The organism is Streptomyces sp. NPDC034099, from assembly GCF_055575415.1.
Window position 1 is genome coordinate 193,545 of sequence record NZ_JBVISR010000011.1, and the last position, 13,654, is coordinate 207,198.

10 protein-coding genes are annotated in these 13,654 nt (G+C 72.7%); 6 read left to right on the forward strand and 4 right to left on the reverse strand.

Annotation, left to right across the window (positions count from 1 at the left end; genetic code table 11):
* Positions 1 to 45: 45 nt before the first annotated feature.
* Positions 46 to 1,437 carry an MFS transporter gene (locus ACZ56V_RS29165; protein ID WP_398914580.1) on the reverse strand — a complete coding sequence of 464 codons (1,392 nt, stop codon included), beginning with the start codon at positions 1,435 to 1,437 and terminating at the stop codon, positions 46 to 48.
* Between the two features lie 344 nt (positions 1,438 to 1,781).
* Between ACZ56V_RS29165 and ACZ56V_RS29170 the strand changes: the two genes are divergently transcribed.
* The 3 genes from ACZ56V_RS29170 to ACZ56V_RS29180 all read left to right on the forward strand — a co-directional run bounded on the left by ACZ56V_RS29170 (position 1,782) and on the right by ACZ56V_RS29180 (position 6,992).
* Positions 1,782 to 2,708 carry a DUF3027 domain-containing protein gene (locus tag ACZ56V_RS29170; RefSeq protein WP_356359497.1) on the forward strand — a complete coding sequence of 309 codons (927 nt, stop codon included), beginning with the start codon at positions 1,782 to 1,784 and terminating at the stop codon, positions 2,706 to 2,708.
* A gap of 224 nt (positions 2,709 to 2,932) precedes the next feature.
* Positions 2,933 to 6,061, forward strand: coding sequence for a sacsin N-terminal ATP-binding-like domain-containing protein (locus ACZ56V_RS29175; protein WP_468946342.1), 3,129 nt, complete (start codon positions 2,933 to 2,935; stop codon positions 6,059 to 6,061).
* Positions 6,062 to 6,233: 172 nt separating this feature from the next.
* Positions 6,234 to 6,992: a calcium-binding protein gene (locus tag ACZ56V_RS29180; protein WP_467379527.1), complete on the forward strand. Its 759-nt coding sequence runs from the start codon at positions 6,234 to 6,236 to the stop codon at positions 6,990 to 6,992.
* A gap of 4 nt (positions 6,993 to 6,996) precedes the next feature.
* Here the strand turns inward: ACZ56V_RS29180 and ACZ56V_RS29185 are convergent, their stop codons facing one another.
* Both ACZ56V_RS29185 and ACZ56V_RS29190 read right to left on the reverse strand, forming a co-directional pair.
* Entirely contained in the window at positions 6,997 to 9,405 is a 2,409-nt protein-coding gene (locus tag ACZ56V_RS29185) for an HAD-IC family P-type ATPase (protein WP_467379528.1), read from the reverse strand.
* Between the two features lie 99 nt (positions 9,406 to 9,504).
* Positions 9,505 to 9,792: a DUF2530 domain-containing protein gene (locus ACZ56V_RS29190; protein WP_398914588.1), complete on the reverse strand. Its 288-nt coding sequence runs from the start codon at positions 9,790 to 9,792 to the stop codon at positions 9,505 to 9,507.
* 193 nt (positions 9,793 to 9,985) lie between these two features.
* Between ACZ56V_RS29190 and ACZ56V_RS29195 the strand changes: the two genes are divergently transcribed.
* Positions 9,986 to 11,443, forward strand: coding sequence for an NCS2 family permease (locus tag ACZ56V_RS29195; protein ID WP_398914590.1), 1,458 nt, complete (start codon positions 9,986 to 9,988; stop codon positions 11,441 to 11,443).
* Between the two features lie 10 nt (positions 11,444 to 11,453).
* On the opposite strand, the gene ACZ56V_RS29200 is transcribed toward ACZ56V_RS29195, so the two are convergent.
* Positions 11,454 to 11,642, reverse strand: coding sequence for a hypothetical protein (locus tag ACZ56V_RS29200; protein WP_003974640.1), 189 nt, complete (start codon positions 11,640 to 11,642; stop codon positions 11,454 to 11,456).
* Between the two features lie 150 nt (positions 11,643 to 11,792).
* On the opposite strand from ACZ56V_RS29200, the gene ACZ56V_RS29205 reads away from it, so the two are divergent.
* Positions 11,793 to 12,230, forward strand: coding sequence for a MarR family winged helix-turn-helix transcriptional regulator (locus tag ACZ56V_RS29205; RefSeq protein WP_003974639.1), 438 nt, complete (start codon positions 11,793 to 11,795; stop codon positions 12,228 to 12,230).
* Positions 12,231 to 12,257: 27 nt separating this feature from the next.
* Positions 12,258 to 13,625: an MFS transporter gene (locus tag ACZ56V_RS29210; protein WP_398914593.1), complete on the forward strand. Its 1,368-nt coding sequence runs from the start codon at positions 12,258 to 12,260 to the stop codon at positions 13,623 to 13,625.
* The last annotated feature ends 29 nt before the right edge of the window (positions 13,626 to 13,654 follow it).

The following is a 13,654-nucleotide window of genomic DNA, read 5'->3' on the forward strand; positions in this document are numbered from 1 at the left end:
ACGGCGCCCCTGTCCCGCTCCCCACCTGGGTACGGCGTGGCGTGGTCACGCCACCCTCGGCCCAGTCCGTCCGCCGTGCCGGGCCGAGTCGAGCAGCCCCCGTACGGTCGTCAGCCACCCGGCGGCGATGATCGCGGCGGCCACCGAAAGGCCCAGCGTGCCGTTGAGCGGCAGCACGATGCCCACCGCGCCGCCGAGCACCCAGGAGACCTGGAGCAGCGTCTCCGAGCGCGCGAACGCCGACGTGCGCACCAGTTCCGGCACGTCCCGCTGGATCAGCGCGTCCAGGGACAGCTTGGCCAGCGCCTGCGCGAACCCGGCGACCGCCGCCAGGCACGCCACCAGGAAGGCGCTGAAGAACACCGCGGCGACCACCGCCGCGCCCAGCACGAGCACGACCACCGTCACGATGATCACCTCCGGGGCCCGGGCCCGCAGCCACGCCCCGACCGCCGTGCCCAGCGCGTTGCCCGCTCCGGCCGCGACGCCCACGATCCCCAGCGACACCGCCGCGCTCTGGCCGGTCATCGGGTGCACCCGCAGCAGGAACGCCAGGAAGAAGATCAGGAAGCCGGTCAGACAGCGGATGGCGGCGTTGGCGGCCAGCGCGTGCGTCACCGCCGGACCCACCGTGCGCAGGCCGGGGCGCTTGCCCCGCTTCCGCAGCGGCCCCGGCAGGTGCCCCTCGTCCGCGGCGAGCAGCGCCCGGTCCTCGCCGCGCGCGGAGTCCACCTTGCGCGGCAGCGTGAACGACAGCACGGTGCCCGCCACGAAGATCACGAAGGCACCGTACAGCGGCCATCGCGGCCCCACCTGCTGGAGCCCCGCACCGATCGGCGCGGCCACGCCGGTGGCCAGCAGCCCGCACAGCGTGACCCGCGAGTTCGCCTTCACCAGGGAGACCCGGGGCGGCAGCAGCCGCGGCACCACCGCGCTCCTGACCACCCCGTACGCCTTCGAGGCGACCAGCACGCCCAGCGCGGCCGGGTACAGCTCGATGCCGCCGGTGACGACCGCGCCGGACAGCACCAGCGCGAGCACCGCGCGGGCGCCCATCGCGGTCGCCATCGCCGCGCGGCGGCCGTGCGGCAGCCGGTCGAGGAGCGGGCCGATCACCGGCGCCAGGAGCGTGAACGGCGCCATGGTGATGGCGAGGTACAGCGCGACCCGCCCGCGCGCCTCGTCGGTGGGGACGGAGAAGAAGACGGTGGACGCCAGCGCGACGGTGATCATCACGTCCCCGGCGCCGTTCACCCCGTGCAGCTCGATCAGCTTGCCGAGGCCCGACTCGCCCGCGCCGTGCGCGTGCGTCGCCCGCCGGATGCCGCGCGCGGTGCCGGTCACCGGCAGGCGCAGAACCCGGCCGACCGCACGGAACCGGGAGCCGGGGCCGCGCCGCCGGCTCCCGCGCTTGAACTCCGTCCGTGCGGTTGCCACCCCGTCATAGTGCCCCGAGAGCGGCCGCTGTAGCGTCGATACGGCGCGTATGGCGGTGATCGGGTCGAGTGACTCCGGCGCACGCGCCGCCGGGGAACACCGGGTCGTACCCCGCCGAAACTCCCGTCGGTGTAGGCCCAGGGCACATGAGCAGGTAGCGTGCGTAGCGCGTCGTGGCGAACGTTCTCGGCCGCGCGCCGTACGGCCATCCCGCAGAATGGATGACGTAGGTGCGCCCGAGCGCGATCGGGCGCGGACGTCGACGCGGTCCACAGGTCCGCTCCGTCCGTCCCTCGCAGGCAGCGGCGCACTCGTGAGACGGCGTATGGAGAGAAGCGATACCTGTGAGCGCAGCGACAACGCGAAGCCGCACCCCTGACCGTCTGTGCGCCGAGGCCGTCGACCTCGCCCGCGCCGCAGCCGAGGAGGCCGCCGCACCCGGCGTCGTCGGCGAGCACGAGGGCATGGTGTCGGAGGGCGACCGGGTCGTCACGCACTACTTCGCCTGCAAGGAGCTGGGATACCGGGGCTGGCGCTGGGCCGTGACGGTGGCCCGCGCCTCCCGGGCCAAGATCGTCACGGTGGACGAGGCCGTGCTGCTGCCCGGCCCCGACGCGCTGCTGGCCCCCGAGTGGGTGCCGTGGAGCGAGCGGCTGCGGCCCGGCGACATGGGCCCCGGCGACCTGCTGCCCACCGACGCGGACGATCTGCGCCTCGAGCCCGGCTGGACCGGCGAGGACGAGCCGCCGCCGAACTCCGCCGTCTCCCACGAGATGGCCGACCTGGTCGAGGCCGAGGACGCCGAGGTGACCTCCGGGCCGCCCGCCGAGCTGTCGGCCGTCCCGGCCCGCGGCACGATCTCGGCGGTCGCCGAGGAGCTGGGCCTGCGCCGCACCCGGGTGCTCTCCCGGTACGGCCTGCACGTCGCGGCCGACCGCTGGGAGGAGGGCTACGGCCCCAAGACCGCGATGGCCCAGGCGGCCCCCGCCTCCTGCGTCAGCTGCGGCTTCCTCGCCAGGATCGGCGGCTCGCTCGGGCAGGCCTTCGGGGTCTGCGCCAACGAGTTCTCCCCGGCCGACGGGCATGTCGTGTCGCTGGCCTACGGGTGCGGGGGGCACTCCGAGGCGGCGGTCATGCCGAAGCCGCCGCGGGTGGCTCCGCCGGTGATCGACGAGACGCGGGTGGACCCGTTCCCGCTGCGGCCGGCCGCGGATTCCGGCTCGGTGCCGGTGGCCGAGGACGTGGCCTCGGCGGAGCTGGGGCATTCGTAGGGTGCGGGTGCGTCGTGGCTCGCGTCCCCGGAGGCCGTGCCCCCGGACCCCCCCTTCGGCCTTGACGGCCTCGTCCTCAAGCTCCCCCAGAGGGGGCACCCCCAACGGGCTGGATGATGCCGACCGGGCCGGCAGGGCGCCGTCGGCATGATGGTGCGTCGCCGGCGTCCAACGGGTGAGTGCCGGGGCGGTACCTTCGTGGTCCGTCGATGAGGAGAGTCACCGTGAGCATGTTCGTACGGCCTGCCGCCGAGGGTGCCGATCCGTTCGGGACGGCGCGGCTGCGGCGCGGGGTGCTGGACGCCTGGGCGACGAGCCCGGCCCGGTTCCGTGAGGACGCCAACGCGGAGGAGGACCTCGTCCTCGGCGGCTACCGCGACCGGCTGGTCGTCGAACTCGCGCAGAACGCCGCCGACGCCGCCGCGCGGTCCGGCGTGCCCGGCCGGCTCCGGCTCACCCTGCGCGACGGCGTCCTCGTCGCCGCCAACACCGGCGCCGCGCTCGACGCGACCGGCGTCGAGTCGCTGTCCACCCTGCGCGCCTCCGCCAAGCGGGACGCGGTGGAGGGCTCGGTCGGCCGGTTCGGGGTCGGCTTCGCCGCCGTCCTGGCCGTCACCGACGAGCCCGCCGTCGTCGGCCGGCACGGCGGGGTGCGCTGGTCGCTCGCCGAGGCCCGCGACCTGGCCGCCGACACCGCCCGGCACAGCCCCGGCCTGGGCGACGAGATCCGGCGGCGCGACGGGCACGTCCCGCTGCTGCGGCTGCCGTTCCCCGCCGAGGGCAGCGCCCCCGCCCCCTACGACACGGCCGTCATCCTGCCGCTGCGCGACACGGCCGCCGCCGACCTCGCCGAACGGCTCCTGCACGGGGTGGACGACGCCCTGCTCCTCGCCCTGCCGGGCCTGGCGGAGGTGGTGATCGAGGCAGGCGACGAGGTACGCACCCTCACGCGCCGCACCGAGGACGCCCTGACCGTCGTGGAGGACTCCCGGCAGGGCGTCACCCGCTGGCGCACCGCCGCCGCGCACGGCCCCCTCACCGCCGGCCTCCTCGCCGACCGGCCGGTCGAGGAGCGGCTGCGCCCCCACTGGTCGGTGACCTGGGCGGTGCCCGTGGACGCCGACGGTGCCCCCGAACGCCCCCGCACCAGCCCGGTGGTCCACGCGCCCACCCCCAGCGACGAGCCCCTCGGCGTGCCCGCCCTGCTCATCGCGTCCTTCCCGCTGGACGCCACCCGGCGGCACACCGCGCCGGGACCGCTCACCGACTTCCTGACGGAGCGGGCCGCCGACGCCTACGCCCGACTGCTCGCCGACTGGCGCCCGGTCACCACCGGCCTCATCGACCTGGTGCCCGGCGCGCTGGGCCGGGGCGAACTGGACGGCGCGCTGCGCCAGGCGATCCTCGACCGGCTGCCGCGTACGTCCTTCCTGCCGCCCGCCGCCCCCTCCGCGGGCCAGGACGCGGAGGACGACCTTCCGGAGTCCCTGCGGCCGCGCGACGCCGAGGTGGTGGAGGGCGCGGGCGCCGACACCGTGCGCGTCCTGGCCGAGGTGCTGCCGACCCTGCTGCCCGCCGGTCTCGAACGCCGCGCCGAACTGCGCACGCTGGGCGTGGCCCGGGTGCCGCTGACCGACGCGATCGACCGGCTGGCGGGCCTGGAGAAGGCGCCCGCCTGGTGGCGCGGCCTCTACGACAGCCTCGCCGGGGTCGACCCCGACCGGCTGTCCGGGCTGCCCGTGCCGCTCGCCGACGGGCGTACGACCATCGGGCCCCGGCAGGTGCTGCTGCCCTCCCCGGAGGCCGCCTCGCTCGACCCGGAGGTCCTCACCCGCCTCGGCCTGAAGGTCGCCCACCCGGACGCCGCGCACCCGCTCCTGGAGAAGCTCGGCGCCCTCCCGGCCACCCCGCGCGCCGTGCTGACCACCCCGCAGGTCCGGGCCGCCGTCGCCGCCTCCCTGGACGACGAGGGCGCCGCCAACTGGGAGGAGGACGCCCTCGACGCCGAGGAACTGGCCGACACCGTGCTCGGCCTGGTCCGCGACGCCGGACTCGACCCCGGGGACGAGCCCTGGCTGGGCGCCCTCGCCCTGACCGACGAGGACGGCGAACTCTCCCCGGCGGGCGAACTCGTCTTCCCCGGCGGCCCGTTCGCCCGGGTCATGCGCGAGGACGAACTCGCCGCCGTGGACGCCGGACTCGCCGAGAGGTGGGGCCCCGAGCCGCTGGCCGCCTGCGGTGTCCTGGTCACCTTCGCCCTGGTCCGCGCCACCGACGTGGTCCTGGACCCCGACGAACTGGAGCCCCGCGAGGGGGACTTCGCCGAGCCCGACGACGCCGGACTGCTCGACGCCGTCGACGTGTGGAGCGAGGACGTCCTCGACCGCTTCCCGGACACCCCCGTCCCGCCGGTGGCCACCGAGATCGTCGCCGTGCGCGACCTCGACCTCGTGGACGACGACCACTGGCCCGAGGCCCTCGCCCTGCTGTCCCGGCCGCCGCTGCGCGACGCGCTCGTCCAGCCCGTGCGCATCCTGCTGCCCGACGGCACCCACGAGGTCGTACGGCCGTACACCGCGTGGTGGCTGCGCGGGCACCCGGTGCTCGGCGGACGCCGCCCGGCCGGTCTGCGCGCGGCGGGCGGCGACCCGTTGCTGCGGGGCCTGTACGAGGAGGCCGACGCGACCGGCTTCGAGGACGAGCAGGTGCTGCGGGCGCTGGGCGTGCGCACCTCGGTCGCCGCGCTCCTCGACGAACCCGGCGGCGCGGCCGAACTCCTGGACCGCCTCGCCGACCCCGACCGCCCGGTCACGGCCGCCCAACTGCACGCCCTGTACGGGGCGCTGGCCGAGCTGGACCCGGAGCGGGTGACTCTGCCGGACGACGTACGCGCCGTGGTCGACGGCGAGGTGCGCGTGGTGGACGCCGCCGACGCCGTCGTGGTCGACTCGCCCGACCTGCTGCCCTTCACGTCCGGCGTGCCGCTGCTGCCGGTCCGCCCGGCCCGGGCCGCCGAACTGGCGGAGCTGTTCCAGGTGCGCCGGCTGAGCGAGTCCGTCACCGGGCGCGTCGACTCCGAGGGCGCCGAGCACGGCGTACCGGAGCCGGTGCGGGTGCTGCTCGGGGCGCGGACCCCGGCGACGTATGTGGAGCACGAGGAACTGGTCGTCGACGGGGTGGAGATCGACTGGCGGCTGACGGACGACGGTGTTCTGCACGCGGCGACGCTGGAGGGCGTGGCGGCCGGCCTCGCCTGGGCGGCGCGCCAGTGGCCGCGGCGCTTCGAGGTGGCGGCGCTGCTGGAGGACGAGTCGCGCACGGAGGAACTGGCCCGGGACCGCTGGTTCGACTGAACCGCTCCGCCCGGACCGCCGGATGTGAAGGTGTGGGCACATTTTCTTCACGTTCCGTACAACCATCGCGCCGCGTCGTGGATCTATGAGTTTCGAGTCAGCAGACTCACGACCCTCCGGGTCCCGGCGCGGTGACGACCGCCGGGGCCCCTTGTCCTCACGTGGGGAACACATGCGCACACGAGTCCTGGTGGCGGCCGCCACCGGCGCCCTGGCCCTGACCGCCCTCGCCGTCCCGGCCGCGCAGGCCGACGGCGGAAGCGGCGACATCCGGATCACCAAGGTCGTCGTGGACGGCGACAACAAGGTGTCCATCGGCACCGGCAGCGCCAAGACCTTCTCGGTCAGCGTGACCGCCACGGACGACTCCGGCATCCTGGGCGCCGAGTCCTTCGACCTGAAGGGTCCGGGGTACGGATACGAGACGACGGGCAAGCCGACCTGCAAGAAGGTCAGCGCGACCACCTCCACCTGCACGGCCTCGGTGAAGATCGACCCGCGCACGGACTACCTCGGCAACGCGATGGCCGGCACCTGGTACGTCGGCGTCTGGGTCGACGCCAAGGACGGCGACTACGTGTGGAAGGACAAGGCCGGGTCCTTCAAGTTCCAGCGCGGCAGCGCCCTGACGACCAACGCCGCGCCGGAGCCGGTGAAGAAGGGCAAGACCCTCACGGTCACCGGCAAGCTGAGCCGGGCCAACTGGGAGACCCTCAAGTACGGGGCGTACTCCGGCCAGTCGGTGCAGCTCCAGTACCTGAAGAAGGGCACCAAGGCGTACACCGTGCTGAAGACCGTCAAGAGCAACTCGGCGGGCAAGCTCAGCACCACCGTCAAGGCCGGCGCGGACGGCTACTACCGTTACGTCTTCGCCGGCAACTCGGCGTCCGGGGCGATCACCTCGGTCTCCGACTTCGTCGACGTGAAGTAGCCCGCTACGCGGGGAAGCGGCGGCCGACCCACCTCCACAGGAGTTCCAGAACGGCCGCCGCGGCCACCGCGACGCCGACCGCGGCCCACGGCATCGTCACGCCCACCAGCTTCAGCGCGAAGAAGTCCTGCAACCACGGCACCGCCAGTACCACCACGAAGGCCAGACCCATCGTCGCCACCAGCAGCACCCGCCACCAGGTGTACGGCCGGGCGATGATCGCCAGCACCCACATCGAGATCAGGAACAGCGTCAGCGTCGCCGCGCTCGTCTCCGCGTCCAGCGCGTCCGGCCCCGAGTAGTGGTGCCGCGCGACCAGGTACGTCACGAAGGTCGCCGCCCCGGCCAGCACGCCGCCCGGGATCGCGTACCGCATCACGCGCCGGACGAAGTGGGGCCTGGCCCGTTCCCTGTTCGGGGCGAGGGCCAGGAAGAACGCGGGGACGCCGATGGTGAGGGTCGAGAGCAGGGTCAGGTGGCGAGGCAGGAACGGGTACTCCACCTGCGAGCAGACCACCAGGATCGCGAGCAGCACCGAGTACACGGTCTTCACCAGGAACAGGGTCGCCACCCGCGTGATGTTGCCGATCACCCGGCGGCCCTCGGCCACCACCGACGGCAGCGTGGCGAAGCTGTTGTCGAGCAGCACGATCTGCGCGACCGCCCGGGTCGCCTCCGAGCCGGAGCCCATCGCCACGCCGATGTCGGCGTCCTTGAGCGCGAGGACGTCGTTGACGCCGTCGCCGGTCATCGCGACCGTGTGGCCGCGTGACTGGAGGGCGCCCACCATGTCCCGCTTCTGCTGCGGGGTGACCCGCCCGAACACCGTCCCCTCGTCCAGCGCCTCGGCCATCCCCTCCCGTTCGGCCGGCAGCCGGCGCGCGTCGACGGTGGCTCCGGACAGCCCCAGCTTGGCGGCGACCGCGCCGACCGACACCGCGTTGTCGCCGGAGACGACCTTGGCGCGCACGTCCTGGTCGGCGAAGTAGCGCAGGGTGTCGGCGGCGTCCGGGCGCAGCCGCTGCTCCAGGACGACCAGGGCGGTGGGCGTCACCCCCCGGGCCACCTCGGGGCCGTCCAGCTCTCCCTCCGCGCGGGCCAGCAGCAGCACCCGCAGCCCCTGCTCGTTGAGCCGCCCGGTCTCGGCGAGTGCCGGGTCGTCCTCGGCCAGCAGCACGTCCGGTGCGCCCAGCAGCCACGTACGGGAGACGCCGTCGCCCTCGTCGAACGCGGCGCCGCTGTACTTGCGGGCCGAGGAGAAGGGCAGCGCCCCCGTGCGCCGCCACGCCCCGGCGGACCCGTCGACCGGGTAGGTGTCGATGATCGCCCGGAGGGAGGCGTTGGGACGCGGATCGGAGGCGCCGAGGGAGCCGAGCACGGCGCGCACGTACGCCTCGTCGGCACCGTCGAGCAGGCGCAGGCCGGTGACGTCCATGCCGCCCTCGGTGAGCGTGCCGGTCTTGTCCAGGCAGACGGTGTCCACCCGGGCCAGCCCCTCGATGGCGGGCAGCTCCTGGACGAGGCACTGCTTGCGGCCGAGGCGGACCACGCCGATCGCGAAGGCGACGGAGGTGAGCAGCACCAGGCCCTCGGGGACCATGGGCACGATGCCGCCGACGGTGCGCGCGATCGAGTCGTCCAGCTCGTTGTCCTTGGCGAGCAGCTGGCTGAGGATCAGGCCGATCGCGGTCGGGACCATCATCCACGTGACGTACTTGAGGATCGTGGAGATGCCGGAGCGCAGCTCGGACTGGACCAGCGTGAAGCGGGAGGCCTCCTCGGCGAGCTGGGCGGCGTACGCCTCGCGGCCCACCTTGGTGGCCCGGAAGGCGCCGCCGCCCGCGACCACGAAGCTGCCCGACATGACCTGGTCGCCGGGCTGCTTGACCACCGGGTCGGCTTCACCGGTCAGCAGCGACTCGTCGATCTCCAGCCCGTCCGCCTCGACGCACACCCCGTCGACGACGGCCTTGTCGCCGGGGCCGATCTCGATGACGTCGTCCAGCACGATCCCGGACGTACTGATCTCGGCGGGCTTCCCGTCCCGGCGCACCGTCGGCCGCACCTCGCCGATCAGGGCCAGCGAGTCGAGGGTCTTCTTCGCCCGCCACTCCTGGACGATGCCGATACCGGTGTTGGCGAGGATCACGAAGCCGAACAGGCTGTCCTGGATCGGCGCCACGAACAGCATGATCACCCAGAGCACGCCGATGACCGCGTTGAACCGGGTGAAGACGTTGGCGCGGACGATGTCGGCCAGTGAGCGGCTGCTGCGCACCGGCACGTCGTTGACCTGGCCGCGGGCGATGCGTTCGGCGACCCCGGCCGCCGTGAGTCCGGTCGCGGGCGAAGGGGTGTCAACGGCGTGCGCGGGGTGCGCGGGATCGCGTCTGTCCGCGTCGAGATGCGTCATGCAATCGACGGTACGTGCGGTTTTACGGCTTCACCCACCGAGTGCGGAGAAGATCCGACCTGGGTACGAGGCGTACCGGCGCGGTGTGCTGCCCAGGTACTAGGCGGTGGGCCGGTCCGTCCGGGCGTCCCGCGATCCCTGTGCGGCGGCGTCCCGCTTGATCGCGGCGTCGCGCCCCCGGACGTACCAGATGCCGATCAGGCCGAGGCCGGCGCCGGCCAGGCAGGTCCACACCCACCAGGTGTGCCCGTGGTCGTCGAACCAGCCGTAGAAGGGCAGCTGCACCAGGAAGAGGACGAACCAGAGGATGGTGCCGCCGACGACGGTCGGAACCACGGGGCCCTCCAGGGGCTCCGGCGCCTCGTGCGTGGGTGTCCACTTCGTCATGCGTACAGCTTACGAGGAGCGGGCGAACGGGTTGACGGCGCGGCGCCACCCGGGGTCTACGCGCGGAGATAGCGATCTGTGGCTCATACGTTCATACTGAACCCGTTTGTCTCTGACCGCTTTCATTCGTAGAAAACACCAATAGGAACACCGACAAGGCCGTGGGGGAACCTGTTGGTGATGAGGTCCCCGCATGTCCACCTCGGCCTCCGCCAAGGTCCCCCCGTCCCCCGAGCCGCCGGAAGACCGGCGGCCCCCGCAGAACGGCCTCGACCGCTACTTCAAGATCTCCGAGCGCGGCAGCACCCTGCCCCGTGAGATCCGCGGCGGCTTCGCCACCTTCTTCGCGATGGCCTACATCATCGTGCTGAACCCGATCATCCTGGGCAGCGCGAAGGACATGTACGGCAACCAGCTCGACAACGGCCAGCTGGTCACCGCCACCGCCCTGACGGCGGCCTTCACCACCCTCCTGATGGGCGTCATCGGCAACGTCCCGATCGCGCTCGCCGCGGGCCTCGGCGTCAACTCGGTCGTCGCCCTCCAGCTCGCCCCGCGGATGTCCTGGCCGGACGCCATGGGCATGGTGGTGCTGGCCGGTTTCATCGTCATGCTGCTGGTCGCCACCGGTCTGCGGGAGCGCGTGATGAACGCGGTGCCCTACGGCCTGCGCAAGGCCATCTCCATCGGTATCGGCCTGTTCGTCATGATCGTCGGCCTCGTCGACTCGGGCTTCATCACCCGGATGCCCGACGCCGCGCAGACCACCGTCCCGCTTCAGCTGGGCGTGGGCGGCCACCTGCACGGCTGGCCGGTTCTGGTCTTCGTCCTCGGCGTGCTGCTGACCCTCGCGCTGATCGTCCGCAAGACCCCGGGCGCCATCCTGATCTCCATCGTGGTGATGACCGGCGTCGCGATGATCATCAACGCGGTCACCGACATCCCGTCCTGGGGCCTGACCACTCCCGAGTGGCCCGGCAACCCCGTCGCCACGCCCGACTTCGGGCTGGTCGGCGAGGTCAGCCTGTTCGGCGGGTTCGACAAGGTCGGCGTCCTGACCGGCGTGCTGTTCGTCTTCACCGTGCTGCTGTCGTGCTTCTTCGACGCGATGGGCACGATCATGGGCGTCGGCGACGAGGCGAAGCTGACCGACGGCGAGGGCCAGATGCCGGGCATCAACAAGGTCCTGTTCGTCGACGGCATCGCGGTCGCCGCGGGCGGCGCCAGCTCCGCCTCCGCCACCACCTGCTTCGTGGAGTCCACGGCGGGCGTCGGCGAGGGCGCCCGCACCGGCTTCGCCAACATCGTCACCGGCGGGCTCTTCGCCGTGGCGCTGTTCCTCACGCCGGTCGCCACCATGGTCCCGTCCCAGGCGGCGACCCCGGCGCTGATCGCGGTCGGCTTCCTGATCCTGGCCGGTTCGATCAGGGAGATCGACTGGTCGGACTTCACGATCGCCATCCCGGCCTTCGTGACGATGCTGATGATGCCGTTCACCTACTCGATCACCAACGGCATCGGCATGGGCTTCATCACCTTCTCGGTGCTGCGCCTGGCGGCCGGACGGGGCCGCGAGGTGCCGGTGGCGATGCACGTGGTGTCGGCGGTCTTCGCCTTCTACTACCTGATGCCGGCCCTGGGTCTGACGTGATCCCGCGGGGTCACGGCACCCCGTAGAACCGTTCCGTCTCCTCCACGGCGGACTGGAACCGCTCGTCGAAGTCATCGCGAATGAGCGTCCGGACGACATAGTCCTGGACGCTCATTCCCCTTTTGGCGGCATGGTCCCGGAGCCGGTCGAGCAGCTCCCCGTCTATCCGCAGGCTGAGCACGCTGGTCCCCATGAGCACGAGGGTCGCCCCGCCGCACCGGGTGATGCTCCGATTTCCGGAAACGACTCACTCGTACGGGTGAACTGCGGGTTTCAGTGGCGGGTGTCACGGGGAGACGGGCGGTTGAGCGGTGGTATTTCGCGAGACTAATGAGTTACGCTAAGGAACATGCCGGACCTCAAGCATGGCGACGACGCCGCCGCCGTGAACTCCCTGCGCTCCGCCGTGATGCGGTTGTCCCGTCGGCTCAAGCACCAGCGGGTCGACGAGTCACTCAGCCCCACCGAGATGTCGGTGCTGGGCACCCTGTCCAACTGCGGCAGCGCGACCCCGGGCGAGCTGGCCCGCAAGGAACACGTCCAGCCGCCCTCGATGACCCGCATCGTGGCACTCCTCGAGGCCAAGGGGCTGGTCCGGCTGGAGCCGCACCCCGAGGACCGGCGCCAGAAGGTCGTGACGCAGACCGAGCAGGCCGTGGTGATGCTCGAGGAGAGCCGCCGCAAGCGGAACGCGTTCCTGGCCACCCTGGTCGAGGGGCTCGACGAGGACGAGTGGGCGAAACTGCGCGCCGCCGCCCCCGTACTGGAGAAGCTCGCACACAAGTAAGCAGTTCTCGCGAGGAGGCGAACCCTTTTGAGTACGGGACCCGGAGCAGCTTCCGCCCCCGCACCTGACGGCCACGACAACCCGACCACCACCACCTGCGACGCCCCTCGCAAGACGTCGATGTTCGCCTCCCTGAAGGTCAGGAACTACCGCCTGTTCTTCATGGGCCAGGTCGTCTCCAACATCGGCACCTGGATGCAGCGCATCGCCCAGGACTGGCTGGTGCTCAGCCTCACCGGCTCCTCGGCCGCCGTCGGTATCACCACCGCCCTGCAGTTCCTGCCGATGCTGCTCTTCGGCCTCTACGGCGGCGTCCTCGTCGACCGGCTGCGCAAGCGGCCCACGCTGCTGGTCACCCAGTCCGCGATGGCCCTGACCGCGCTCGCCCTCGCCGTCCTCACCCTGAGCGGCCACGTCCAGGTCTGGCACGTCTACGTCGCCGCCTTCGCGATGGGCCTGGCCACCGTCATGGACAACCCGGCCCGCCAGTCCTTCGTCTCCGAGCTGGTCGGGCGGGACCAGCTGCAGAACGCGGTCAGCCTGAACTCGGCCAACTTCCAGTCCGCCCGGCTCGTCGGCCCCGCCGTCGCCGGTCTGATGATCACCGGCGTGGGCACCGGCTGGGCGTTCCTCGCCAACGGGCTGTCCTTCGTCGCGCCGCTCAGCTGCCTGCTGCTGATGCGCGCCCGCGAGCTGCACACCGTCCAGCGCGCCCCGCGCGGCAAGGGCCAGCTGCGCGAGGGTCTGCACTACGTCGCCGGGCGCCCCGAGCTGATCTGGACCATCGTGCTGGTCGGCTTCATCGGCACCTTCGGCTTCAACTTCCCGGTCTTCCTGTCCGCCTTCGCCGACGACGTCTTCCACGCGGGTGCCGGAGCGTACAGCCTCTTCAACACCCTGATGGCCGTCGGCTCCCTGGCCGGCGCGCTGCTCGCCGCCCGTCGCGGCACGGCCCGGCTGCGGGTCCTGATCGCGGCGGCGCTCGGCTTCGGCGCCCTGGAGATCGTGGCGTCGACCGCGCCCGAGCTGTGGCTCTTCGCGCTGCTCATGGTCCCCATCGGCGTCTTCAGCATGACGGTCAACGTCACCGCCAACACCAGCATCCAGATGTCCACCGACCCGGCCATGCGGGGCCGCGTGATGGCCCTCTACATGATGGTCTTCCTCGGCGGCTCCCCGGTCGGCGCCCCGATCGTCGGCTGGGTCACGGACACCTACGGCGCCCGGGTCGGCTTCGCCGCGGGCGGCGCGGTGGCCGCCACCGCCGCGCTCGTCATCGGCCTGGTCCTGGCCCGCGTCGGCAACCTGCGCCTGTCGGTCGGCTGGCACCGCGGCCACCCCCAGGTCCGTTTCGTGCCGCGGGACCGCCGGGAGGCGCTGGCACCGGCGGCGTAGGGGTGGGAATCCGGGGTCCGGGCGGTGGG